This window comes from Asticcacaulis machinosus, from assembly GCF_028550435.1.
GTDB classification, from domain to species: domain Bacteria; phylum Pseudomonadota; class Alphaproteobacteria; order Caulobacterales; family Caulobacteraceae; genus Asticcacaulis; species Asticcacaulis machinosus.
The window spans coordinates 1,034,074-1,059,367 of sequence record NZ_JAQQKV010000001.1; the positions used below are offsets into that span (position 1 = coordinate 1,034,074).

General features: G+C 57.9%; 24 protein-coding genes. 15 read left to right on the forward strand and 9 right to left on the reverse strand.

What is annotated here, in order from left to right; genetic code table 11:
* Window positions 1–85: 85 nt before the first annotated feature.
* The gene (locus PQU98_RS04970; protein WP_272743777.1) at window positions 86–1,354 is read right to left on the reverse strand and encodes a Xaa-Pro dipeptidase; all 1,269 of its coding nucleotides are present in this window, start codon (window positions 1,352–1,354) and stop codon (window positions 86–88) included.
* Between the two features lie 387 nt (window positions 1,355–1,741).
* On the opposite strand from PQU98_RS04970, the gene PQU98_RS04975 reads away from it, so the two are divergent.
* Window positions 1,742–4,783, forward strand: coding sequence for a TonB-dependent receptor (locus PQU98_RS04975; protein WP_272743778.1), 3,042 nt, complete (start codon window positions 1,742–1,744; stop codon window positions 4,781–4,783).
* Window positions 4,784–4,930: 147 nt separating this feature from the next.
* Here PQU98_RS04975 and PQU98_RS04980 read toward each other — a convergent pair whose 3' ends face one another.
* From PQU98_RS04980 to gatC, 3 genes are all read right to left on the reverse strand, one after another.
* Window positions 4,931–5,266, reverse strand: coding sequence for a hypothetical protein (locus tag PQU98_RS04980; RefSeq protein ID WP_272743779.1), 336 nt, complete (start codon window positions 5,264–5,266; stop codon window positions 4,931–4,933).
* A gap of 291 nt (window positions 5,267–5,557) precedes the next feature.
* Window positions 5,558–7,042 (reverse strand): Asp-tRNA(Asn)/Glu-tRNA(Gln) amidotransferase subunit GatA, encoded by a 1,485-nt coding sequence (gatA, locus tag PQU98_RS04985; protein ID WP_272743780.1) that lies wholly within the window; start codon window positions 7,040–7,042, stop codon window positions 5,558–5,560.
* A 2-nt stretch (window positions 7,043–7,044) separates the two neighbouring features.
* Window positions 7,045–7,332: an Asp-tRNA(Asn)/Glu-tRNA(Gln) amidotransferase subunit GatC gene (gatC, locus tag PQU98_RS04990; RefSeq protein WP_267526198.1), complete on the reverse strand. Its 288-nt coding sequence runs from the start codon at window positions 7,330–7,332 to the stop codon at window positions 7,045–7,047.
* 167 nt (window positions 7,333–7,499) lie between these two features.
* Here gatC and PQU98_RS04995 point away from each other — a divergent pair, with 167 nt between their 5' ends.
* Entirely contained in the window at window positions 7,500–8,327 is an 828-nt protein-coding gene (locus PQU98_RS04995; protein WP_272743781.1) for a 2OG-Fe(II) oxygenase, read from the forward strand.
* A gap of 36 nt (window positions 8,328–8,363) precedes the next feature.
* On the opposite strand, the gene PQU98_RS05000 is transcribed toward PQU98_RS04995, so the two are convergent.
* Window positions 8,364–8,726, reverse strand: a complete 363-nt coding sequence (locus PQU98_RS05000; protein WP_272743782.1) for a UrcA family protein — start codon at window positions 8,724–8,726, stop codon at window positions 8,364–8,366.
* Between the two features lie 301 nt (window positions 8,727–9,027).
* On the opposite strand from PQU98_RS05000, the gene ruvX reads away from it, so the two are divergent.
* The 7 genes from ruvX (at window position 9,028) to dprA (ending at window position 15,238) form a co-directional block, all read left to right on the forward strand.
* Window positions 9,028–9,498, forward strand: coding sequence for a Holliday junction resolvase RuvX (gene ruvX, locus PQU98_RS05005; protein ID WP_272743783.1), 471 nt, complete (start codon window positions 9,028–9,030; stop codon window positions 9,496–9,498).
* Window positions 9,499–9,532: 34 nt separating this feature from the next.
* The gene (locus PQU98_RS05010) at window positions 9,533–10,474 is read left to right on the forward strand and encodes an AEC family transporter (RefSeq protein WP_272743784.1); all 942 of its coding nucleotides are present in this window, start codon (window positions 9,533–9,535) and stop codon (window positions 10,472–10,474) included.
* A 208-nt stretch (window positions 10,475–10,682) separates the two neighbouring features.
* Window positions 10,683–11,657, forward strand: a complete 975-nt coding sequence (locus tag PQU98_RS05015; protein ID WP_272743786.1) for an aspartate carbamoyltransferase catalytic subunit — start codon at window positions 10,683–10,685, stop codon at window positions 11,655–11,657.
* On the forward strand, window positions 11,654–12,958 hold the full coding sequence (gene pyrC, locus PQU98_RS05020; protein ID WP_272743787.1) for a dihydroorotase: 1,305 nt from the start codon (window positions 11,654–11,656) through the stop codon (window positions 12,956–12,958). The genes PQU98_RS05015 and pyrC overlap by 4 nt, the downstream gene beginning before the upstream one ends.
* 42 nt (window positions 12,959–13,000) lie before the next feature.
* A complete protein-coding gene (locus tag PQU98_RS05025) occupies window positions 13,001–13,420 on the forward strand; it encodes an endonuclease domain-containing protein (RefSeq protein WP_272743788.1) in 420 nt (139 codons plus the stop codon).
* A gap of 27 nt (window positions 13,421–13,447) precedes the next feature.
* Entirely contained in the window at window positions 13,448–14,077 is a 630-nt protein-coding gene (plsY, locus tag PQU98_RS05030; RefSeq protein ID WP_272743789.1) for a glycerol-3-phosphate 1-O-acyltransferase PlsY, read from the forward strand.
* Complete coding sequence (gene dprA / locus PQU98_RS05035) at window positions 14,078–15,238, forward strand: DNA-processing protein DprA (protein WP_272743790.1); 1,161 nt, start codon at window positions 14,078–14,080, stop codon at window positions 15,236–15,238.
* 76 nt (window positions 15,239–15,314) lie between these two features.
* Here the strand turns inward: dprA and PQU98_RS05040 are convergent, their stop codons facing one another.
* Both PQU98_RS05040 and PQU98_RS05045 read right to left on the reverse strand, forming a co-directional pair.
* Window positions 15,315–16,010: a hypothetical protein gene (locus PQU98_RS05040; protein ID WP_272743791.1), complete on the reverse strand. Its 696-nt coding sequence runs from the start codon at window positions 16,008–16,010 to the stop codon at window positions 15,315–15,317.
* 43 nt (window positions 16,011–16,053) lie between these two features.
* Window positions 16,054–16,407, reverse strand: a complete 354-nt coding sequence (locus tag PQU98_RS05045) for an MmcQ/YjbR family DNA-binding protein (RefSeq protein WP_272743792.1) — start codon at window positions 16,405–16,407, stop codon at window positions 16,054–16,056.
* Between the two features lie 60 nt (window positions 16,408–16,467).
* Between PQU98_RS05045 and PQU98_RS05050 the strand changes: the two genes are divergently transcribed.
* From PQU98_RS05050 to PQU98_RS05060, 3 genes are all read left to right on the forward strand, one after another.
* The gene (locus PQU98_RS05050; protein ID WP_272743793.1) at window positions 16,468–17,709 is read left to right on the forward strand and encodes an SGNH/GDSL hydrolase family protein; all 1,242 of its coding nucleotides are present in this window, start codon (window positions 16,468–16,470) and stop codon (window positions 17,707–17,709) included.
* 370 nt (window positions 17,710–18,079) lie between these two features.
* Window positions 18,080–18,580, forward strand: coding sequence for an RNA polymerase sigma factor (locus PQU98_RS05055; protein ID WP_272743794.1), 501 nt, complete (start codon window positions 18,080–18,082; stop codon window positions 18,578–18,580).
* A complete protein-coding gene (locus PQU98_RS05060; protein WP_272743795.1) occupies window positions 18,570–19,172 on the forward strand; it encodes a hypothetical protein in 603 nt (200 codons plus the stop codon). Before PQU98_RS05055 ends, PQU98_RS05060 begins: the two co-directional genes overlap by 11 nt.
* A 79-nt stretch (window positions 19,173–19,251) precedes the next feature.
* On the opposite strand, the gene PQU98_RS05065 is transcribed toward PQU98_RS05060, so the two are convergent.
* Window positions 19,252–20,760: a cellulase family glycosylhydrolase gene (locus PQU98_RS05065; protein ID WP_272743796.1), complete on the reverse strand. Its 1,509-nt coding sequence runs from the start codon at window positions 20,758–20,760 to the stop codon at window positions 19,252–19,254.
* Between the two features lie 168 nt (window positions 20,761–20,928).
* Between PQU98_RS05065 and PQU98_RS05070 the strand changes: the two genes are divergently transcribed.
* The 3 genes from PQU98_RS05070 to PQU98_RS05080 all read left to right on the forward strand — a co-directional run bounded on the left by PQU98_RS05070 (window position 20,929) and on the right by PQU98_RS05080 (window position 23,238).
* Window positions 20,929–21,363, forward strand: a complete 435-nt coding sequence (locus tag PQU98_RS05070) for a VOC family protein (RefSeq protein WP_272743797.1) — start codon at window positions 20,929–20,931, stop codon at window positions 21,361–21,363.
* Window positions 21,311–21,949 (forward strand): YdeI/OmpD-associated family protein, encoded by a 639-nt coding sequence (locus tag PQU98_RS05075; protein ID WP_272743798.1) that lies wholly within the window; start codon window positions 21,311–21,313, stop codon window positions 21,947–21,949. The genes PQU98_RS05070 and PQU98_RS05075 overlap by 53 nt, the downstream gene beginning before the upstream one ends.
* Before the next feature lie 527 nt (window positions 21,950–22,476).
* Window positions 22,477–23,238, forward strand: a complete 762-nt coding sequence (locus PQU98_RS05080; protein WP_272743799.1) for a hypothetical protein — start codon at window positions 22,477–22,479, stop codon at window positions 23,236–23,238.
* A 157-nt stretch (window positions 23,239–23,395) separates the two neighbouring features.
* Here the strand turns inward: PQU98_RS05080 and PQU98_RS05085 are convergent, their stop codons facing one another.
* Window positions 23,396–25,234: a DUF885 domain-containing protein gene (locus tag PQU98_RS05085; protein ID WP_438263868.1), complete on the reverse strand. Its 1,839-nt coding sequence runs from the start codon at window positions 25,232–25,234 to the stop codon at window positions 23,396–23,398.
* Window positions 25,235–25,294 lie beyond the last annotated feature (60 nt).

Consider the following 25,294-nt stretch of genomic DNA (forward strand, 5'->3'; position numbering starts at 1 on the left):
TGTGAGGGCTGGATGCGAACGAGGCCGAACATTTGGCGGCGAACACAACACCTTGTGACAGGTTTCAAAGACAAAAGCGCGCTTATTATTTCGCCACCACCTCGCCGCCCTTCATAACAAAGGCGGGGCGTTCCATCACGGTCACATCGCTCAGCGGATCGCCCACAACGCCGATGAGGTCGCCGTAGTGGCCGACACGCAGCGATCCGACGTCTTTTTCCTGCCCCAGGGCCTGCGCCGCATTGACGGTCGCTGACTGAATGGCCTGTAACGGTGTCGCCCCATAGCGCACCATAACCGCAAACTGTTTGGCGTTATCGCCATGTGGGTAGACGCCGGAATCCGTGCCGTACACCATCTTCACCCCAGCCTTCAGGGCCTTCTTGAAGTTCTGGCGCTGGATTTCGGCAATATCGCGATCCTTTTTCAGGCTTTCTTCAAGGACGCCGTTTTTCGCCCCCTCGGACTGGGTGTATTCGGTGTTGTAGATATCCATCGAAAACCACGCGCCCTTTTGCACGGCCAGCTTGATGCCCTCATCGTCAACCAGCGATGCGTGCTCAATCGTATCGACACCGGCGCGTATGGCATCCCTGATCCCTGACGCCCCGTGGGCATGGGCCGCGACTTTGAGCCCCTGCATATGGGCTTCATCGACAATGGCCTTCATTTCTTCATAGGATAGCTGCTGACCGCCCGGTGTGGTGCCGCGTGAAAACACCCCGCCGGTCGCACAGATCTTGATGACCTGAGCACCGTATTTTTTCAAGGTGCGCACCGACCTGACCCCTTCGGCGGGACTGTCGGCATTGTAAGGGTTTTTCGACTGGAACGACGGCGGAAAGTAAGTCGAATCGCAATGGCCACCGGTCGCGCCAAAGCTCATGGCCGCCGTCACCACGCGCGGCCCTTTGACTACGCCCTCTTCGATCGCTTCGCGCAGGCCGACATCATTATAGTCACCGGCCCCGACATTGCGCACGGTCGTGAACCCGGCTTTCAGCGTCTTTTCAGCATTGGGCACGGTCATGATACCCCAGAACCGGTCGGTGAACTGCAAACCCGTATAGCCGCCGTAAGTCGGATCACTATCCAGATGAACGTGCATGTCGATCAGGCCGGGCAGCAGCGTCACGTCCGGCAAATTGATCAGTTCTGCATCCGCCGGAATATTAAGTTGCCCCTGCGGGCCGACCGCCGCGATTCGCCCGTCAACGATCATGACCGCGGGCTTTTCGACCACCTTGCCAGTTTCAACCTCGATCAGCTTGGCAGCGTTGACGACCACGGTTTTGGCGTCAGCCGCTCCGGTTATCGCCATCACAGCACACGCCGCCAGCCACAGATTTTTCATGATCACGTCCCCAAAAACTAAAGCCGGTCGAGAATAACCGGGGATAGCGTAATGAAAAGAGCTTATTTGCAGCGCACATAGAATGCAGTAATAAAACACCACATAACAGTTGTCATGAGCTTGTTTTATTTAACAAAAGACATGATCGACCCTGATTATTTCCATCATGCAAATAAGCCACACAAGATCGTATAAGATTTTTTACGCGCACTTTTGAGCAAAATTGCGTTTGAAAACCCCAGAATCCGTAATAGTGTGACAATTATTGCCCTCATAAGGCGATGAAAAACAAAAATCAGTAACAGCTTCGGTCATCAAAAGAACCGAAGCACCAGGGTCAGCCGCCTTATCCTTAATTGAGGCGGTTGTGTAAAAAGGAACAACAGGATGAAAAACACCCGTAATTACGGCGTGACCAAGGGCGTGCGCCCAAGCAAATCCACCATGATGACGGCCTCGGTTCTGGCCTTGGCACTGGCCGCAGGTGCCGCTATGGCGCAGGAAACGGCGCCGACACCAGCCGAAGATGACGTGACCGAAGTGGTCGTGACCGGCTTTCGCGGCAGCTTGAAAAGTGCGCTTAACGTCAAGAAAAACAGCGCCGGTACGGTCGATTCGATCCTGTCCGAAGATGTCGCCAAATTCCCGGATTCCAACCTGGCCGAATCGATGCAGCGCATCCCCGGCGTGACCCTGTCGCGCGGTGACGGTGGCGAAGGCCGCAACATTTCCGTGCGCGGCTTGGGCCCTGGCTACACCCGCGTGCGCCTGAACGGCCTTGAAGGCGCGTCACAGACCGGATCGTCCGACATTTACGGCGCCGGTAACTCTGGCCGCAGCTTTGACTTTAACGTCTTCCCGTCGGAAATCTTCTCGGCCCTGTCGACGCGCAAGACTGCCTCCGCCGATGTCGAAGAAGGCTCACTGGGCGCCACGGTTGACCTGCGTTCCCCGCGTCCGTTCGACTACCGCGAAGATCAGGTCTTAAGCTTCACCGCTAAGGGCGTCTATAACGAGGTGAGCAAATCTACCGATCCGCGCCTGTCGTTGCTGGCTTCCAAGAAATTCGCCGATGGCAAGTTCGGCATTCTGGGCACCCTGACCTATCAGGATCGCAATATCCGCGAAGTCGGCTATTCCGCTGTCGATATCCTGCCGTCCAACATCAATGGCTTTAATGCCGTCCGCCGCGACGCCGCAGGCCTTCCGGTCACGACGCCTCCGTTGACCGAAGTGCAGCCGTTCTGTACGCCGATCGGGTGGGTGTCACCGACCGGCGGCGCGTCGATCAGCCCTGATCCGGCTGTTCACGGTGCCAAGGGGGCCACAGCCACCAACTGCTCGACCAACAACCCCCGCACCGGCACAATTGCGGCCTATAACACCATCTACAACCTGCGTCGCGCCGATGCTGCGGCCGTTCCGGGTTCGGGCGCGTTCTTCCCACGTATTCCGCGTTATGTGAACTCCGAGCAGGACGCCAAGCGCACCGGCGGCAGCCTGACCTTCCAGTGGCGTCCGGACAGCGATACCGAAGTCTCGCTCGACCTGCTCTATTCCAAGTTCGAGGTTGAGCGCCGCGACAACTATATCGCTATGCTGTCTCTGGCCCGTAACATTGGTAACAACGGCCAGCCGATGGTTTCGGTCAAGGATGTCGAATTCGACGACAATGGCTCGCTGGTCTACGGCCTGTTCGACGGCATGGATATCCGCTCCGAAGGTCTGGTTGACCAGTTTACAACGGAGTTCAAGCAAGCCAACCTGAACTTCCGCCGCCGCTTTACCGAACGCTTTGAAGTGTCCGGTATGATTGGCGCGTCGGAATCGGTGTGGGATGGCCCGATGCGTCTGCAAACCTTTGTTGACATCATCGATGCCGACAATGTTTCGATCGACTATCGTGGCGGCGGCACGACGCCGATACTGAATTTCGGGGTCGATGTCTCCAATCCGGCCAACTTCCTCTACGCGCCGGGCGCGGCTGACGGCACGGTCACCGGCGGTTTCTCGGTTCAGGGCAAGCCCGCCAACAACAAGACCAAGATCACCACTATCAATCTTGATTCCAAGTATGAGCTGAATTCTGACATTACGTTCAAGGTCGGCGCGCAGTACCGCGAAAACGACTTCAACGCCTATAACCTCAACCTGATCCCAAGTCAGGTCGCGGTCAGAGCTTTGCCTGCCGGTGTAACCCTGGCCAGCATCACCAAGCAAATCACGGGCGTGGATGAGCTGTGGGGCAATGGTGCCCCCTCAAGCTGGCTGGCGGTCGATTCCGCCAAGTGGCGCGATGTCTTTGACTTCGACAGCTTCCAGTACTGCGGTATTGAATGTGGCGCCGGTAAGTCGCAGATCAAGGAAACGGTCAAGAGCGTTTACTTCATGACCGAATTCAACACCGACAGCCTGCTGCCGGTGCCGGTGCGCGGCGATATCGGCATTCGCACCGTCTTCACCGATCAGTTCGCGGTCGGCCATATTCCGGTAACCGCTCCCGCGGGTTCAACCTACCCGACCCGTGGCCTGCGCAACGAAGTCGAGCGCAGCTACAGCGACACCCTGCCGTCGGCCAACATCGTGTTTGAGATCACGCCCGACCTGCTGGCCCGCTTCTCGGCCGCCAAGGTCATGTCCCGTCCGGAACTGGGCGCCCTTACCCCGGCCAGCGGCGTGACCTTCACGACCCGCACCGGCACGATCAACAACCCGTTCCTCGACCCGATCCGCGCCACCACCTTTGATGCGGCTCTGGAATGGTACTTCCGTCCGGGCTCACTGGTGTCCGTCGCCTACTTCCATAAGGACATTAAGACCTTCGTGCAGCGCGTCAACGAACTGGTGCCCTATAACCAGCTCGGCCTGCCCGAAGAACTGCTGGTCGGCAATGCCAGTGGTGCCGTGGCCACCGATCTGTTCAACGTCGCCCGCTTCACCAACACACCGGGCGGCCCGCTCAAAGGCTATGAGTTGAACGCCCAGTTTGAACTCGACTTCCTGCCGGGCCCGTTTGCCAATATCGGGGTATTGGGTAACTACACCAACATCAGCTCCGAGATCACCTACATCCTGTCTCCGACGGTCACCACCACCAACGATCTGACCGGCCTGTCACGGGAATCGGCTTCGGGGACCATCTACTACGAAGACGATAAGTTCAGCGTTCGCGCCACCGGTTCCTATCGCGGCAACTACATCCGCGGCATTCCGGCGTCGGCGGGCAGCGATCTGCAAGGCAATGATGACACCTTCTATGTCGACGCCTCGGCCTCCTATGCCGTCAGCGATCGCCTGAAGGTCTCACTCGAAGCCCAGAACCTGACCGATGAGCAGAACCGCCTGTTTATCGACTCGACCCGTGAGGACACGCTGTTTGAAACGCGCATTGGCCGCACGGTCACCGTGGGCGTCACTTACAAATACTAAGTAAGCGTAACCCGTAAACTAAAAGCCGCCGGTGTCACCACCGGCGGCGTTTTTATAATCTCCTCCCTATCGAGCCTCTTGCGAGATGGGGAGCGGGGCGGCCCGTGCCGTGGCAGCCCGGAGGGCTGACGGAGGGGGACTTAATCCCTAAGTCTTAGGGCCACGCACGTATTTGAGGGTTTCTTTCAACTGCGCCTGCAGCATGTCATTGGCGTCGGTGCGGACATGGCCGTTGGCGAAGATTTTCGAGATCACATCGGCATATTCGCGGTAGTTGCGCAGTTCATAGGCCGCCGCCATCTTATCCGCGGTTGAGCCGTCCTTGCTGCCCAACTGTTCCATAATGGTATGAAAGCGTTGATAGCGCTCATAACGGTTGCGCTCGGCCTGCACATTGACAAACCACATGGCCGCCCAGGCCAGCACGATCAGGGGTAACACCAGTACGCCCCACGCAATCGCATCCTGCCATGTCGCTATCATCTTAATCACCATCCGCGCGAAATCTGCGCCGTTTTGACAACGGCTTAGGTCAATGGCGTTAGCATATGCAAAATCGGGGCCCGATCCCAATGTTTTTCATGCTTAACGCGAGTTTTGGATGTGAGCGACGGGGATAGATTTGTGGGAGGTTATACCCCTCCGTCTGATCGTTGTGCTCTCAGCCACCTCCCCACTCCGTAGGGAGGAGGTAAACCGTGTGATCATTCTCCTCCCTACCGCAGGTGGGGAGGTGGATGTGAGTGAAACGAGCAGACGGAGGGGTATCTTAACTTACCACCACTTCGACGGCTTGTGGGCAAACCCTGCGGCCTGTTCCAGCACCGAGGCGATGTTAAGAACCGTGCCCTCATCCAGCGCCTTGCCGATGACCTGAAGACCCAGCGGCAGGCCATGCTGATCGAGGCCCGCCGGTACGGAAAGCCCCGGCAAACCAGCCAGATTGGTCGTCACTGTAAACACGTCGTTCAGATACATCGACACCGGATCGGCAGCCTTTTTCTCATCGCCAAGTGCAAAGGCCGACGACGGGGTGGCGGGCGTCAGGATCACATCGCACGATTGGAACGCCTGCGTAAAATCATCGGCAATTTTCCGACGAACTTTCAAGGCCTTAACGTAATAGGCATCATAAAAACCGGCTGACAGCACATAGGTGCCGATCATGATGCGGCGCTTGACTTCCTTGCCAAAGCCCTCTGAGCGCGACAGCTCATAGGTGTCGGTCAGGCTGGTCGCCTCCGGATCGCGATAGCCAAACCGCATCCCGTCATAGCGCGCCAGATTGGACGAAGCTTCGGCCGGCGCCACAATATAGTAGCACGGCAGGGCGTATTTGGTGTGCGGCAGGGTAATGCGCACGATCTCGGCACCAGCATCCTTGAGCCAGGCAATGCCCTGCTCCCACAGGGCGTCGATTTCCGCCGGAATACCGTCAAGGCGATATTCGTCAGGGATACCGATGCGCAGGCCCTTAACCGACTTACCGATAAACTGCGTGAAATCAGGCACTTCGATATCAAGGCTGGTTGAGTCCTTCACGTCGTGCGAGCACATGACATTCAGCATGATCGCCGCGTCTTCGACCGTCTTGGTGATCGGCCCGGCCTGATCGAGCGAGGACGCAAACGCCACCATGCCAAAGCGTGAGGCGCGGCCATAGGTCGGCTTGATGCCGACCGTGCCGGTAAATGCGGCCGGCTGACGGATTGACCCGCCGGTATCCGAAGCGGTGGCCGCCAGACATAGATCTGCCGCGACTGCTGCCGCCGAACCACCCGAAGACCCGCCCGGCGTCAGGGCCTGATTGCTGTCTTTCGCTTTCCACGGGTTGACCACCGGCCCCCAGTGCGAGGTCTCATTCGATGAGCCCATCGCAAACTCATCCATGTTGAGCTTACCCAGCATGACCGCCCCGCCCTGCCACAGATTGGCGGTCACGGTCGATTCGTAGGTCGGCACGAAATTGCCCAAAATCTTGGAACACGCCGTCGTGCGCACGCCTTCGGTACAATACAGATCCTTGATGCCGAGCGGCGCGCCTTCTAATGCACGCCCCTCCCCCTTGGCCAGCAAATCATCCGACGCCTTAGCCTGAGCGCGCGCCTTATCAAAGGTCGTCTCGACATAGGCATTGAGCGCGCCGTTGCTGTGCTCAATCGCGCCGATAAAGGCTTCGGTCAGTTCCGACGACGAAAAAGCTTTGGTTTTCAGGCCGTCCAGCGCGCCTTTGAGGGTCAGTTTGGTAAGTTCACTCATGACTATTCGACCACCTTCGGCACGATAAAGAAGCCATCGACGGTTTTCGGCGCGTTTTTGACCACATCGGCGACCTTGCCGCCATCGGAGACCACATCGTCACGCAGCGGGGCGGCAGCGGCCACGGCTGTGGTCATAGGCTCCACGCCGGTCACGTCGATCTCGTTCAGTTGCTCGATCCAGCCCAGAATACCGTTCAGTTCGCCGGACAGGCTTTCCAGTCGCGCTTCGGGTTCCCGCAGGCGCGACAGGGACGCGACCTTTTTCACTGTTGCCACATCAATGGCCATGAGCTTAAGACTCCACGTAAATTTTATTGGATTGGGTTAGACATTACGCTTCGTCTTGACAAGGCCCCGCCGTGCAAAGTTTGCACAATTTATGTCGCCACAACTGGACAGGCCGCCAAAGCGCTATAAACATGCGGCGGCTTACTGCCTTGAATACCGGAGTTATCATGTCCGAAAAGGATCGCTTCATTACCCTGATCCGCGAGGCTTTGACGGCTCAGCGCGACGACCTGATCCGGCAGTGGCACAACCCGCAGGGCACAAAGACCCGCCATTTTATACTGGATGACCTGCTGCCCGCGGTTGACGCGCACCGCATCCATGACGCTTTTCCGCGCGATGGTGACGGCTTTTTCAACCGCGATACCTTTCGCGAAAAGAAACGCACCTCAACCGACCTGAGCGGCTACGCGCCCATCTTGTCCGATATCACCTATGCGCTGCAGGATAAGGCGATTGTTGAGCTGATCGCCGATATGGTTGGTTTTGAGGCTATCGAGCCCGACCCCAAGCTCTACGCCGGCGGACTATCGATGATGTTCAAGGGCGACTTCCTCAACCCGCATATCGACAACAGTCACGACGGCGACCGGCAAAAATACCGCAGGTTAAACCTGCTCTATTATGTCTCACCGGACTGGAGCCGCGATTTCGGCGGCAATCTGGAATTATGGGACGATGAGCGCAAAACCCCGGTGACGGTCACGGCCCGCTTCAACCGGCTGGCAGTCATGGAAACCACCAGGATTAGCTGGCACTCGGTCAGCCCGGTGGTTGCGGATCGCTCGCGCACGTGCGTCTCCAACTACTATTTTTCCGACATTTCGCCGGATCAGTCAGACTATTTCCACGTTACGTCCTTTTCCGGCAGGCCGGATGAGCCGCTGAAAAAGGCGATTGGCGTGGTCGATAATGCCGCCCGCAATCTGGTGTCCAAAACACTCGGCACCGGACGCGGCCGTGATCGCGTCAATAAAAAAACCGCCGATCAGTAAGATCAGCGGCTTTTTTTACAATCTTTAATTCAAAAATTACTGGCTGACACCTTTGGCCTTGGTGTTGTCAGCATAGACCGATTGCGCGGTGCCGGTCTTGGCTTCGTGCAGGGCCGTAAGAGTCGGCTGATTAAGCTCGCTCACCGCGCTGCTAAGTGCCGCCTTTGCGCACAGGCTGTCCTGAGCCGAACTGCTCTTATAACCGCTGTCACATTGCGCGTAGGCCGCTTTTTTGAGCTTGCGATAGACCTTGGCCACCTGGCCGGACTTATTGAAATCGACGCCTTCGACAGACACAACCGTCTTGGTGGCCTCGCGGCCCTCAGCCTGCGCCGCCGTAGCGCCCGCCCCCAATACAGCCAGTGACATCAGTGCTGCCATAAAAACCGAACGTACCATTTGAACTCTCCCTAATCGTTTGAGGCCCATCGCCCCGGTAATTTTGAAATACACTTAATACTCACTGCCTTAAACAACAAATTTATTAAATATTCGACATACATTACACTTAATTTATTTATTACATTGCGTTCATTTATTACAGATTTTTGACAGATTAACTTTTGGTAATTAATTAATTACTTGTCACAAAATTAACCACAAGCCAATTTGTTTATTTTGAAACCATAATACTGAATGGGCACCACTCACGACGCGTAAAGCCGTTGACTTTTCAGGCATTCCGGCTCACAGCACCCTCATGGCCGTTGTTGATGTAACCGAACTGAAACCGCTCCTGCCCGCGCGCACAGGGTTGCTGGGGCTCGATCTGGGTGAAAAAACCATCGGTGTAGCCGTCAGCGACATTTCACTGACCATCGCTTCGCCCCTGGAATTGGTTAACAAGACCAAGTTCACTAAGGAGGCCGAGCATCTGTTTTCCCTTATGAAAAAGCGCGATGCGTCCGGCATAGTCATTGGCCTGCCCGTCAATATGGACGGCACCGAAGGCCCGCGCTGCCAGTCGGTGCGTGCCTTTGCCCGCAATCTGCTACGTTTGCGTGACCTCCCCATAGCCTTTTGGGATGAGCGCTGGTCGTCATCGGTGATGAACCGCTTTCTGATTGAAGAGGCGGATCTGACCCGCGCCAAACGGGCTGAGGTGATCGACCGTTCCGCCGCGGCCTATATCTTACAGGGCGCGCTCGACCGCATCAGGGGTATGGAATGAGCGCGATTACCGGCTTGCGCCATGAGCGATATAAATGACCCCCGACATCTTCATCAACGGCATTATGCCGGTCTTTCTGATGATCGCGCTGGGGTACGGCCTCAAAAAATCAGGCTTTCTGCCGTTGCATGTCTGGAACCCGATTGAGCGGCTGGCGGTCTATGTCTTTTATCCGGGCTTTCTGATCCCGGCCATCTGGCACGCGGATTTGTCAGGCCTGTCGGCCGGGCCGGTCAGCATTGGCGTCACCGCCGCCATGATCCTGTCGGCAGGTCTTGGTTTCGCGCTAAAGCCCTTCCTGCGCCTGAGCGGCCCGACATTCACCAGCGTCTTTCAGGGCCTGATCCGGTTTAATTCATTTGTGTTCCTGCCGATTGCCACCGCTATTTTCGGCAATGAGGCTTTGGGGCTGGCGGCGATTGCCATGAGCGCGCTGATACCCTTAAGCAACATGGCCTCGATCATGGTGCTGGCGCGCTGGGGTGAACTGGACGGCGACAACCAGCCCGACCGCTCATTCAAAGCGATCGGGCTTAAGTTGCTCACCAATCCAATCTTTCTGTCGTGCCTGATCGGTCTGTTTCTGAACGTCACTCAGGCCCCCAGCGTGCCGTTTATCGACAAAGACCTTAAGATGCTGGGTGACGCGGCTATACCTACCGGGTTGATACTGGCGGGCGCGGGTTTGAGTTTTGGCTATATTTTCAAAAGCCCCGGACTGGTGGTCGCCACATCGCTGTTTAAGGTGCTGATCGTGCCGATCCTGAGTTGGGGCATCTGCCGCGCTTTGGGTGGTGACCAATTAGCGCAAGGCGTGGCTCTGTGCTGTGGAGCCGCCCCCTGCGCCGCCGTCGCCTATGTTCAGGCCCGTCACATGGGCGGCGACGCCGCCCTCATGGCCGGCATCGTGGCATTGACCACCTCTTTGAGCCTGATCACCCTGCCGATATTATTGTGGCTGTTTCATCTGGCCTAACAAAAGAACTCCCCCTGTTGCAGGGGGAGCTGAATTTTCAACGAAAATTCAGAGGGGGTAAAACGGAGAACAGCGCGTTGTTGTTACCCCACCACCGCTGCGCTGTCGCTTGCGGTCCCCCTCCCCTCCCAAGTGCTTGGCAAGAGGGGAGGTTCTAAATTCCATCTCCCCTTGCCACGTCCGCCATTGCGGCCTATAGCCCCCTTTTATGACCGATTTCACCGACCAGATTCGTGAGCGGCTGCTGCCGTTCCCCAAACGCCACTTTATCGCGTCGCAGGACCTCGATCCGCCCGACATCATGGCGCTGCTTGATCTGGCCGATCTGTTCGTCGATATGAACCGGCGCTCAACGAAAAAGCTCGACCTGCTGAAAGGCCGCACTCAGGTCAATCTGTTCTTTGAGAACTCCACCCGCACCCAGTCGAGTTTTGAACTGGCCGGTAAGCGTCTGGGTGCCGATACGGTCAATATGTCGGCCAAGACCTCAAGCGTCGCCAAGGGTGAAACCCTGATCGACACGGCGGTGACGCTCAACGCCATGAAGCCCGACCTGCTGGTCGTACGTCACTCAGCCTCAGGCGCGGCCGAGCTTCTGTCGCAAAAAGTCGGTTGCTGCGTTATCAATGCCGGCGACGGCCAGCATCAGCACCCGACACAGGCCCTGCTCGATATGTTGTCGATCCGGCGCGCCTTCGGTCATGTCGATGGCCTGACGGTGGCGATCTGCGGCGATGTCGGTCACAGTCGCGTCGCGCGGTCGAATGTCATTTTGCTCAATGCAATGGGGGCTAATGTTCGACTGGTGGGGCCTGCGACCCTCATTCCGGGCGATGCCGATCAGTGGGGCTGCGAAGTCTATCACGACATGCGCGAAGGGATTGCCGGGGCCAATGTGGTCATGATGTTGCGGCTACAGCTTGAGCGCATGGACGGGGCGTTTATCCCCTCGACCCGCGAATATTTCCGCTTCTTTGGCCTTGATCGCGAAAAGCTGCAAGTGGCGGCTAAGAACGTGCGCGTCATGCACCCTGGCCCGATGAACCGCGGCGTCGAAATCGACTCCGAAGTCGCCGATGACCTCAGTATTTCCCTCATTCAGGATCAGGTCGAAATGGGCGTAGCTGCCCGCATGGCGGTGCTGGCGTCCCTTGCCGCGCGTCTGGAGGCAGAAGGCAAATGACCCCAAATACTCATCACGCCATCGCCCTTGTGAACGCCCGCCTGATTGACCCTGAAAGCGGCTATGATGGTCCGGGCTCGGTCATCATTGCCGAAGGCGTCATTGCTGATGTGATCTTTTCCGACGTGCCGCCCTCCGGCAGTGCGGACTATAAGGTCATCGACTGCGACGGCAATCTGGTCTGTCCCGGCCTGATCGACCTGCGCGTCAAGACCGGTGAACCCGGCCATGAGCAGAAAGAAACCCTGAAATCGGCATCCTTAGCCGCCGCTGCCGGGGGCGTGACCTCGATCGTCGTGCAGCCCGACACCCATCCGGTGATCGACGAGCCGGCGATGGTCGATTTTATCCTCAGGCGCGCCCGCGATATCGAACTGGTGCATGTGTACCCAGCCGGGGCCGCCACCAAGGGCTGCGACGGAAAGACGATGGCCGAAATCGGCCTGATGAATGAAGCCGGTGCGCTCTATTTCACCGATGTCGATCAGCCGATCATCAATACCAAGGTCTTTGGCCGTGTTCTCAGTTACGCGGGCGGGTTTGGCGCTCTGGTCGCCCACCGCCCGAAGGAGCCGTGGCTATCGGACGGGGCCGTTGCCACCTCCGGTGAGATGGCGTCGCGCATGGGCTTATCTGGCGTGTCGGCTCTGGCGGAGCGCATCGCGCTGGAACGCGATCTGGCTATGGTTGAGTTGACCGGCGCGCGGTTACTGGTGGATCAGATATCGACCGCCGCCTCGGTTGAGACCTTGAAACGCACCAAGGCCAAGGGCTTGGAGGTCTACGCGTCGGTGAGCATCAACCATCTGGTGTTCAACGAATTTGACATCGGTGATTACCGCACATTTTACCGCCTTGATCCGCCGTTGCGGGCCGAATCCGACCGGGTGGCTCTGGTCGATGCGGTTGAGGACGGCGTGATTGACGTGATTGTGTCCAACCACTGCCCCGCTCCGGCTGAAGATAAACGCCTGCCGTTCTCTCAGGCCACACCGGGTGCCATTGGCCTGCAAACCTTGCTGGCCGCCCTGATCGGGCTTCATTTCGACCGCGAGATTCCGCTGATTGACCTGCTGCGGGCCGTGACCATCAATCCGGCCAATATTTTGGGCCTTGATGCCGGACGACTGAAAAAAGGCGCGCCCGCTGACATCATTCTGGTCGATGTCGATGCGCCGTTTGCGTTGCGCGAAAAAGACATATTGTCAAAATCCAAAAACTCGCCGTTTGAAAACCGCACCCTGCAAGGTAAGGTCTTAAAAACGCTGGTGGATGGACGAATAGTATATACGACGGAGTAATCGCCCTCCCTGCCCTGCGGGGAGGGGGGACCGTCGAAGACGGTGGGTGGGGTAAATCTGGTGGCAGTCAGAGAGGGCGCGAATATTCGCAGGGCACGGCAACTGCGTAAAGCCCTGACCAAACCTGAACTATGGTTATGGCTACGCTTGAAAGACCGCAAGGCGATTGAAATCGTCTTTCGCAATCAGCATCCCATCGGCCCTTATGTGCTCGATTTCTACTGCCCAAAAGCCAAACTTTGCATCGAGGTTGATGGCGAAATTCATACACATGACCATCAACAACAGCATGATAAAGCCCGCGACCTATGGCTTAACAACAAAGGCATCTGTATCTACAGAATAAAAGCCATTGACCTGCTTAATAATCCCGATGAAACCGCGCAGGGAGTTATTGACCTTGCCAGAGAACGCATAATAAATACCCCTCCCACCGCCTTCGGCGGTTCCCCCTCCCCATAAATGGGGAGGGTGTTTTAAGGACAAACCGTGCTGAGCCAACCGATCATCTATGCCCTTGCTATCCTCGGCGGCTACCTGTTGGGGTCGATCCCGTTTGGCGTGCTGACGACGAGGCTGGCGGGCATTGATATCCGCGAAGTTGGCTCCGGCAATATCGGCGCCACCAATGTCTTAAGAACCGGCCGTAAGGATCTGGCCCTCATCACGTTCCTTGGTGATACCGGCAAAGGGGCTATCGCGGTCGGGATTGCGTTTGCCGCCCTGCTGTCCGTCGATATCGCCACACGTCAGACCGGCATGGCTTTGGCGGGCGCGGCCGCATTCCTGGGCCACCTGTTTCCGGTCTGGCTTAAGTTCAAAGGCGGCAAGGGGGTAGCGACCTTCTTAGGCACTCTGTTTGCTGCCGCCTGGCCGATGGGGCTGGCTGCCGGGGCCATATGGCTGCTGGTGGCATTCACATTACGCATTAGTTCCTTAAGCGCGCTGGTGGCCGCCGCCCTGATCGCACCGGTGGGGTTCCTGATCGATCAGCCCTACCCGTTCGTGCTGATGAGCCTGTTTATGGCCGTGCTGATCTACATCCGCCATAAGGACAACATCAAACGGCTGATGAGCGGCACCGAGCCTAAAATCGGCAAAAAGGACAAGACGGCCTAGATGTCCCTGTTCGATGCGCCGCCCTTTCCGCCTGTGAAGTCCGAAGAGGAGCGCGTCGCCCGCCTGAGACTGGCCCGCACGAACCGCATCGGGCCGATCAATTTCCAGCAGCTTATCACCCGGTTCGGCAGCGCTATCCGTGCCCTGGAGGCCCTGCCCACTCTGGCCCAACGCGCAGGCGGCAGCACCACCCCGGCCCCGATGGCGATGATTGAAGCCGAGATCAACAACAGCCGCGCTGCCGGTGCGCGTCTGGTCACACTCGGCGATGCCGATTATCCGAAACTGCTGAGCCATATCGCCGCCGCCCCGCCCGTCCTGTGGCTTTTGGGTGAACACGCCCCGCCCCCCAAAGCTGTGGCCATCGTCGGTGCCCGTAACGCCTCGGCCGCCGGCATGAAGATGGCCCACACTCTGGCGGCAGACCTTGGCGAAGCGGGTTATACCATCGTCTCAGGTCTTGCCCGCGGCATCGACACCCACGCCCATCAGGGATCGCTTAAGACCGGCACGGCTGCGGTCTTAGGCGGCGGCATTGATGATGTCTATCCGCCGCAAAATCAGGATCTCTACACCGCGCTTAAATCCTACGGCGTGCTGATCTCGGAAAGCCCGGCGGGCTATAAGGCCCATGCGAGGGACTTCCCCCGCCGTAACCGCGTCATCAGCGGTCTGACCTTAGGCACGATTGTGGTTGAGGCTGAACTGCGCTCAGGTTCCCTGATCACGGCCCGGCTGGCGGGGGAACAAAACCGCGATGTCTTTGCCGTGCCAGGCTCACCGCTTGACCCTAGGGCGCGGGGATCAAACGACCTGCTGCGCCAGGGGGCGCACCTGTGCGAAACCGCCGAAGACGTGATCCGCATCCTTGAGACCCAGATGGGGTTGAATGACGGGGCGCGGGCCGGTTTCGATGACCATCGCCCCCATTACCTGACCTCGGCCCTGTTTGACGATATCGCCCCCGAAGCCATTGATGACCGGATTGATGACCTGCGCACCCAGATTCTCAACCTGATCAGCCACACCCCCAGCCATCGCGACGAAGTGCTCAGGCTTGCGGGGGCGTCGATGACACTGGGCTTTGCGGCCTTAAGCGAGCTTGAAATCGCCGGACTGATCGCCCCTCAGCCGGGCGGGTACTACACGCTTAGAAGTTAGTTGATTGGTCGCGCATCTGATCCAAAAACCGCTTCACACTTTTTGGAAACGAAGTTCGGCGCAGCCAATGCGCTGGTTAGTCCTTCCAGTCTTTCAGACAATCCTTGCGCCCCTTGAACATATCGCGCAGCCCCGGATACTGACCGGTGCCGTCGCGATAGCGCTGCCAGTCTTTTTCCCGTTCGGCAATGCACAGCTTGGTGGCGCGCGTTTCCCGCGGCTTGAGCGGCAGGGCCTTTTCATCCTTGGCCAGATCTTCCAGCGGGCAATCCTTATCCATCGGCTTTCCGGCCAGACGCTGCTGCTGGCACAGGTCACGTTTCAGCAGAGCCCGTGTCAGCGCCCCGCGTGCGCCACCACCACCATAGGCTTTGGGCGTCACCACGCCCTGCGCCGTGCCTGAGGCCGGGCCCGTGACGGAGGGTTGCGCCACGATCGGCGCCGGTATGATTGCAGGGGCAACAACCGGTTTCGGAGACGGCGCCTCACTCGGTGATGTCGGTTTCGCTGCGGCCACAGGTGCGTTTGTTTCAGACCTGACACGCGGCTCAGGCAGCGGCGGTGATGTATCCGTCGTTTCAGCCGTAGGTGTCTCTGGCGATGTTTCTTGCGGCGGCAGATCGATCATCACCGCCTCAATCGTCCGCATTGGCGGCACAACCAGCGCCACCCCCTTGGTCCATAAGGCCAGAGCGAACAGGACATGCACCGCAACCGCCACGCCAATGGCCGGAATATAAGGGTTAAGGCGCCTGGAAGTCCGTGCAGTCATGGCAGGACTGAACCACTGCCCTGTGGTGCAATTACGGCGGCGCTCAACTCTTTATAATACGGCCTGCATCATAGGCTTTGACCGTCGACTTCTTTGCCTGTGCCCGCCATACCCGCTCGATATTGGTGCGCACCCAGTCGATATCCAGCCGCTCAGGCCGCCCCAATATCATCGGCCAGGGCTTGTGGTGATCGGTGGTAAAAAAGGTGTCCGGATCGACCTCCAGCAGGAAATCACGCTCCTCAAAAGGCACCTTAAACACCGGGCAGTCATATTGCGGATTCCAGAACAATATAGCCTTTTTGTTCACTTTGAACGAGCGCGCGTCCCACGACATGCCCTCGGTCGTATCGGGAAAGCTGAGGATAATCACCCGCACATCTTCAAACGTGACCATGCTCTCTCCTTGCGTGCCGGATGCCTTTAGTCTTAGGCTACCACAAAAAGGGAGAGATTTATGAAACGCTTTATGTGGGCCGTAATGGCCGCTGCTTTTGCTTTGTCGTCGCCTGCCGCGTTTGCAGAAAAAGGGCCAGAGAAGTGGATAGGGACATGGGGGTCATCACAATATCTGGCCGAAGGTGACAACGCCCTGCCCGCAGGCACCACCGACATCACCCTGCGCCAGATCGTGCGCGTATCCCGCGGTGGTGAGCGGTTCAAGGTGCGTATCTCCAATGCGTTTGGCACTGAGCCCCTGACTATCGGTGCGGTCTCCGTCGCCCCTGGCACAGCGGGTTCCGCGCGCGTTGATGCTGACGCCGCCCGCGTACTTAGCTTTTCAGGCCGCTCAGCCGTCACTATTCCGGCGGGAGCGTCCTATGAGTCCGACCCGGTCGATTTGGCGCTCAAGCCCTTATCTGACCTCGCCATCAGCCTTTACCTGCCCAAGGTGCCGGCGCGTCAGACCGGCCATCCGGGCTCACGCACCACCTCCTACCGCGTTTCCGGCAATCAGGTCGCCGTCGCTGATTTCACCAACGCCACGGCGGTTGATCGCTGGTATCACATCGCCGCCATCGAGGTTGAGGCCAAAAAGGGTGCAGCCATCGTCACCATCGGCGATTCCATCACTGACGGGCGGGGATCGACCACCAATGGCAATGACCGCTGGCCTGATTTTCTGGCCAAACGCTTGCAGGCCGACCGTAAGCTAAAAAATCTCGGCGTGCTCAATATGGGCATCGGTGGCAACCGCATACTCAATGACGGCTCAGGCCCCAACGCAATGGCGCGCTTTGAACGCGATGTCCTCTCGCAAGCCGGGGTGAAGTATCTGATCGTCCTCGAAGGGGTCAATGATCTGGGCACCTTCACCCGCGACGGTGCCACCAAAGACGTGATCAGCGATGAGGCCCGCGAAGCTCATATTACCCAGATGATCACCGCCTATCAGCAGATCATCCGCCGGGCCCGCGCGCACGGCATCAAGGTCTATGGCGCCACCATCATGCCTTATAACGGATTTGACTATTATAAGCAGACCCCATTTAGCGAGGCCGACCGCCAGACCGTCAATACCTGGATACGCACACCCGGTAATTTCGACGGCGTGATCGATTTTGACGCCGCTACCCGCGATCCGGCCGATCCGTCCCGTCTTAAGGCCGAATATGATGTCGGCGACCATATTCACCCGTCGCCAGCAGGCTTTAAGGCGATGGCCGAGGCAATTGATCTGAAACTCTTCGCAAAGTGATCACAAACCTTAACGCCACCAGCAAATCCCCGTTACACGATGTGTAAGGGTGCGACACCTTCGCCCCTTAACTCTTTCGCACTTGCAACATATATAGACCCTGTAAAACACACAGGAGATTTTATTATGCGTAGCGAAAGACTTGGCCAAGCCTCAGTATTTGCCATACCGGGCACTTTGCTGGTCGCGTTTCTGATGGCAATTGCCGCCGCCGTGTAATCGGCTAGCCGATTACACAAATATATACTCAAAAAGGGCGACCGGATTCAGTTCCGGCCGCCCTTTTGATTTTTTACGCTCGGCTGTAAGGTTTGGCGGGTCGCAAACGTCTAACCTTTACAAACACACCACGAATGACAAAGGGCATGGGGTGACGGATAACGCCGATTTCAATGACTGGATAAGGCCGCATATGGGCGCGCTGATGCGCATTGCCCGCGCCTTTGCCGAGCCCGCCGATCAGCACGACCTGATGCAGGAACTGATGATCAGCACATGGAAAGCCATGCCCGCTTTTCGGGGTGATGCCGCGTCCTCAACCTTTATCTACCGCGTCGCTCATAACCGCGCCCTGACCTGGAAAAAGCGCCACAATCTCAATCTGTTTCGCGCACACACCGCCCACGCGGATATGGCGGTTCTGAATGACGGCAGCTCGGACGGGGCTCTAGCACGGCTAGACGCGCTTTATGCGGCCCTGCGCCAGTTATCACCCATCGACCGGTCGCTGATGCTGTTGTGGCTTGAGGAGACATCCTATGCCGATATGGCCGCCCTTCACGGCCTGACTGAGACCAATATCGGCGCACGCCTGACCCACGCCCGCACCCGTCTATCGGCCCTGATGCAGGAGACATCCGATGAATACTGAAGCCTTTGAGCGCCTGTGGCGCACCCATAACAACGACCTGAGCCAAACCGCACAGGCCTATTTACTGGAGGATATGATGACGACCTTAAAACAGCGCCGCGATGGCCAGAATCGCTTCTTCCTGTTGATGAGCGCGATACTGGGCACAATAACCTTTGTGGCCGGCTATGACATGATCAAGAACGACAGCCTTGATTTCACGCGCGAATGGGCGGTGCTGCTGGTGCTGGCCGCACCGTGGGTAGCGCTTCTTCTGATGCGCCGCCGCTTTAACCGCCACCTGAAGACCTTTCCCCACACCGAAGGCACCCTGCCCGACAGTTTGCGCGCAATGGCGGATGAGAACCGCGCCGCCCGCACTCAGGCCCTGATCCTGCTCACGATCATGACTATTTTTCCGGCCGTGACGGGTCTGGCCCTGTGGCAACTGATGCTGGTGGGTAAGATGGAGCTGGCCCATGTCCAGCAAGGCGCCCTGTTGTTCGGCGGAGCCTTAAGCGTTTCAGCCCTGTGGCAAGTCATCCGCTATGTCCGCGTCCTCAAGCCCGAAGGGGCGCGCCTGAACGCCCTTCTGCAAGACTATCAAAACTAGAGCGCATAAGACAAAGGGCGATTGCCACCCGGCAACCGCCCCTCATCTCCCCGTACCTCGCCCCATACCTCACCTGGCGCTATTGCCCCATATTCAGCACATAGACCGGCCCCAGTTCAATCGTCCCTTTCAGATGCCCCAGATGCAGGCCGACATTGGCCTTACCCGCCGGATAGTCGCCGCTGGCTACCCCTGAGAAACTCAGCGTATCCCATTCCGGCGTCACCGTAATCGTGCCGGACGTGATACCGGTATAGGGCGCCTCGTTCTGCTGGATCGTGGTGTATATCTGCGCTTTGGCTGCCGGATCCTTGCTATCGAGGCGCGCCATGACCGCAAACACCAGCTTATCGCCTTTTTTAATGTTGCCGGTGATGGCGACCGCCGCCCCGATATCCCACGGATTGGGACGCGGTGCAGGTACGGTCACCTTAAGCGCGGTCTTGACCATAGAGGATTTATCCTGCCGCAGAGCATGGGTTTTCCCTTCGCCATAAACAGTCCAGCCGCTGACCTGCGGACTGTTGATCAGGTATTTGAGAATATCGTCTTCTTCTTTAGCCGGTGCCGCAGCCGATGCCTTCTCAGGGATCAACGCCCCGTGGATCGGCGCGTTCCATTTGTCAGCCGGCACATCATAGACCACGAAATCGCTGTCGAACTGCCAGTAAGCCCAGGCAAAGCCGCGCGCTTCAGCAGCCCGCCCCACCGCTTCGGTATAGGCGATGCGCGAGGCCAGCGGTGCTTTGTCGTAGGCGCCGAACTCCCCCAGCAGGATCGGGCGGCCATTGGCCTTTGACCACGCCGCCACCTTATCGAAATTGGCCTCAAGCTGATCGCGGTCACCTTTTGAGCCCCACGTCACCCCAAGCTGTTTAAAGCCAGGCGTCCACGGCGCGCCCTGATGGGTGAACTCCATCGGCGTGTAATAATGGAAGGTCACAATCAGATGCCGGTCCGCTTCGGGCAGTTTCAACTTAGACAGCTTATCAAGGCTGTTCCACGATTCCGGCCCGACAATGACATTACGGGTTGGGTTAGTGGCGCGAATGACGGCCAGATTTTCCGCCACCATGTCATTCCACACCGCATCCACAGCCATGTTCGGCTCATTGAGGATTTCAAACACCACCTGCGGCGGCGCGTCCTTATAGACGTCGGAAATCTGCGTCCAGAAGGCTTTGAGTTTGACCCGGCAGGCTGGCACATCCTTGGCGCATTCGTTGAAATTGTGCTGATCAAGGATGACCGTTAGACCGGCATCAAGCGCCCCCTTGACTACCCCATCCAGCGTTTTCAGATAACCCGGTTTCAGGCGATTTTGGCCATCCATATGAGCAAAGGCGTGCAGATTGACCCGCACCGCATCAAAGCCGCCGTCCTTGATGATTTTGAAGTGTTTTTGTTGGAAACGCGCACTTGCCGGATCGCTCCAGATCGGGTCATAGCCGATGATATTGACCCCGCGCCGCATGGATTGGGTTTGCGCTTCGGGTGTCAGGCTGGCGGGTTGCGCCACAAGGGCTGCGGGCATCAGCAGCACGCACAGCATCACAACCAGACCTGATAAGGCCTTGAATTTAAACATGTACCGTCCCTGTATTTAATTTTTATGTTTAATTTGACTATTAACCTATCACAGGATTTTCGCCGCTCAAACAAAAATGTCAGCGCTGTCATGACGGAAACAGCGCACCCAACTGACAAAAACTGACAGCATAAGCGGTTACAGAATACGCCATCACGGAGAGACATTATGGAAACCCAAAGCCTGCATCGCGGTCGCCTGATTGACCACATCCAACTGGTCGTCAGAGACCTGCCCGCCAGCCAGCGTTTTTATGAAGCGGTATTTGCGGCGCTCGATATCCCGATCAGCGGTACCGGCCCTGACTTTTTCTGGGCTGATGAGTTGTTTGTCTCCAGCGCCGACAGTCAGGCCGCCCACGGCCACCTGACCGGCCGCCACCATCTGGCGTTTCAGGCCAGGGATGAGGCGATGGTTCAGGCTTTTTATCAAGCGACACTGGCAGCGGGCGGCACCGACAATGGCGGCCCCGGTGAGCGCCCCTATCATCCCGGTTACTACGCCGCCTTCGTGATCGACCCCGATGGCAATAATATCGAGGCCGTCTATCATGGCCCCGCCCGCCGCTCCGCCGACAGCGTGGTGGTCGAGTTTGATGAGTGATCCGGCTGAATATCTGAGCTTTGAAACGCCCGCGCACCTGTCCAACTGGCTGGCTGAGCATCATGCCACAAAGCGCGAACTGTGGGTGCGGATATATAAGAAACAGAGCGGCACGCCGTCCGTCACATGGGAAGACTGCGTGGTGGCGTCCCTGACTTGGGGCTGGATCGACGGCCTCAAAAAACCGCTGGATGAGGTGTCGTTCCTGCAACGGCTGACGCCGCGTCGGTCGAAATCAAACTGGTCAAAGAAAAACTGCGACCATGCTGAACGGCTGATCGCGGCTGGCCTCATGCAGGCGTCCGGCCTCGTCCATGTGGAGGCCGCCAAACAGGACGGGCGCTGGGATAAGGCCTATGCCGGGTCAGCAAACTTTGTCATCCCTGACGATTTTCTGGCGGCGCTGGCGGCGAACCCGCAGGCCAAATCAGCCTTTGACGGCCTAAAGCGCGCCCACCTGTTTGCCATCTACTACCGCCTGCACAGCGCCGCCCGCCCCCAGACCCGCCAAAAGCGCATGGACGATATCATCGCCAAACTGGCCCGCGGCGAGGGGGTTTCGCAAAGCGCTAAAGGTTCGATTTGAATCGCTTCAGTTCGCGGTCACGTAGGCGTTGCAAGAAAGACGGAACCTCTTTCAACGTCTCTGGCAGCCTTTCCAATCCTCCGTAACTATGGAATCTTACGCCAGCATTCCAAAGTATCTCGACCTTTTTCCACTGCTTCAAATCTGAGCTTTTGGGAGCCTTAAAAGATCGGCCCATCCAAGCAAGCGGACGACGACACATTGGACAAACCGCTTCTCGCAATTCCCAAAAGCCGACATTGATTTTAAATGATCGTCGACAATTGAAACAGGCATGCGCCACCAAGTAGCTAGCCGCAGGAACTGTAGCAGTTTGCTGCGTTTGCCGCCGAAAACCGCTTACACGGCGCAGTTCCATACGTCTGGCTTTTTCTGATAAGTTCGTCATGAGAGTTTAAGGCTCTGGAGTTTCACTGATGATAGATTAAATCATCGACCATTAGAACACTACCCTTGCCCATCCGATAAAAACACGCCTTAATTCCGCTACATAGACGGTTCAGTGTGCCGGTGTGGAGGTAGAGTTCATGCGTGCGTTCCCCGTTACCCTTGCGATCCTGATGGCAGCCTTAACCGGCAGCGCCTATGCCGACGCCAGCGAAGACGTGGTGGCCACCGCCCGCACCCTGCCTGCGGCGACCGAGATTGATGCCCCCCCTGCGCCTGAACCGGTGTCCGCTCTGGACGCCACAAAATCCCAGTTTCTGGCCACGCTCGATGGCAGCGCGCAAATTGAGCGCACCTCGGACGATCCGATTGGCTACCGCGACGGGCCGGTGACGCTAGATGAAAACCCTTATAAACGCCGCATTCAGACCGAGGTGAGCGTCAGTGTCGGCACCGGCGGTTACCGCAGCGGCTATATCGCCTCACTTATTCCGGTTGGTGAGCACGGCACGCTCGGCATCGCCATCGGCAAGACCGATTTCGGTAAAAACAGCGTCTATGGCTACGGCTATGATCCTTATGGTTACAGCCCGTATGGCTATGACGGTTATGGTTATGACCCAATGGGGTACGATCCGATTGGCTATGGATATGGCGGCTATGGCCACGCGGCCTATCGCGGCGGATATGGCTACCCCTACGGCTATGTGCGCAGAGGCGGCGAAAGCCAGAGCCTGTCTTTGTCCTATAGCTATGATGCCCGCAAATCCAACCGCTCCCGCGCCGAAGAGGCCTGCGACACCGGTTTTTATGATGGCGACCGTCTGATGGAGCCCCTTTGGGTCAGCCGTGTGCGTGGCCCCAGAACCTGCGAAGTCACGACGACAACTAACTTGCCGTAAGTTTTCTCCTCCCTATGCGCTCAAGCAGCGTAGCGTTAGCGCGCTGAAAAGCATGGGGAGGTGGATGTGAGCATAGCGAGCAGACGGAGGGGTACCTGCGTTCGCCAATACCCCTCCGTCCGCTTCGCGGCCACCTCCCCATTTTATGGGGAGGAGATTAACCGATAAACCCGCCGTCGCGATAGACCTGCTCTAGTACCTGAAGCGGCACCGGGCCATTGACCAGACCGCGATCATGGAAGGCCTTGATGTCGAACTTAGCCCCCTGATGGGCTTTGGATTTTTCGCGCAGTTCGGCCCACTTGATCTTACCGACCATATAGCTCAGGGCCTGGCCCGGCCAGACGCAGTAACGCTCAACCTCAGTGGTGGCGGCAGATTCCGCATCACCATTGGTGTCGACAAAGTATTTGATCGCCTGCTCGCGCGTCCACTTTTTGCTGTGCATGCCGGTATCGACCACCAGACGGATCGCGCGGAACAGGGCCGATTGCAGATAGCCGATATAGCCCGTAGGATCGGTGTCATACATGCCCATTTCCGCCGCCACCAGTTCCGTATACAGCGCCCAACCTTCGGAATAGGCCGAGAACCCGCCGATCCGGCGCAACATCGGTAACCCTTGGGCTTCCATCTGAATGGATATCTGCATGTGGTGGCCGGGCAAGGCTTCGTGATAGGTCAGGGTCGGCAACGACCACTTCGGCCATTCTTTGGTGTCGCGCAGGTTGATGTAATAGGCGCCGGGGCGTGAGCCATCCAGGGTGGGACGCTGATAATAACCGCCCGGTGCGCCTGCCTCGATTTCCTTGGGTACGCGCCGCACGGTGACGGCGGTTTTGGGCAGCACACCAAACCATTGCGGCAACTTGGCCTCAACGGCGCGGATCTGCACGTTGAGGTCTTCCAACAGCTTTTCCTTGGCGGCATCGGTATTGTCGTAAAGGTATTTGGGATCATCGCCCAAGGCCTTCATGCGCTCAGCCACCGTGCCCTTGGTCATACCCAGCGCCTTAAAGCGCGTATCAGCTTCGGCGGTCAGTTCGGCCACCATATCGAGACCGATCTTGTGAATCTCATCCGGCGTCAGGGTCGTGGTCGTGCCCGCGCGCGCCGCAAAGGTGTAATAGGCCTCACCGTCCGGCAAACGCCACACGCCGGCATCATGCACAGCCTTGGGGCGCGCCGCCTTGACCGCCGCCATTTGCGCATCCAGCGCCTTGGCGATCACGCCATCGACCCGTTTGGCTGCCTCACCCGCCCAGTCACCGGCAATGTTCTTGGCGGCGGTTTTGGTAGCTAAGGTCTTGGCCATCGAACTGTCGGCGCCCTTGATGGCGCGAATGGCGGCCATCTGCTCCAGGGTGCGATCCAGCGCAAAATCGGGCGCCATCACCCCTTTAGCCGCATCGGCTTTGAACCGCTCGGTTTCCTGATCCAGCAGAGTCGCAAACCCTTCCATACGGCTCAGGAAGGCCTCAGCATCGGCTTTGGTCTCAATGGTGTGCTGGTTATTGAGGAAATCCGGCACCGACCGGTAAGAGCCGGTCAACTGGCTCAGCACATAGGGTTGGCCAGAGCCCCAGCTTCCGAATTTGAACTTATCATAGCCGGATTTCTGGTTTTCACCGCTCCACAGGACGGTATCGTAATTGATGCGGTCCATGCCGGACAGTTTGGAGCGGTCAATGGCCTTGAGCGCAGTGATATACTTATCATTGCGGGCGGCATCGCGAGCTTCTTCGGCTTCGGACGCATCACCGAGCTTATATTTCAGCGGTGCGCGCTCACCTTTGTCGAGGCCGAGCGAGGTCGCCAGTGTCGGGGCATTATCGACCACTTCGTTGAAGATTTTATCGAACAGATCGTTAAGCGCCTTAACGGTCGCCGGATCGGAGGCCGACCCAGACGCGGATTGCGCCGCTACCCTCAACGGCAGCGCCGCCGCCCCTAAAACCGCGCCAGCACCGGTGAGTAATTTCCGTCTGTCCATGATCAAACCCCTGTTTCTGAAACTTCCTCCTCCCCTGTTTGCGGGGGAGGTGCCGAGCGATTA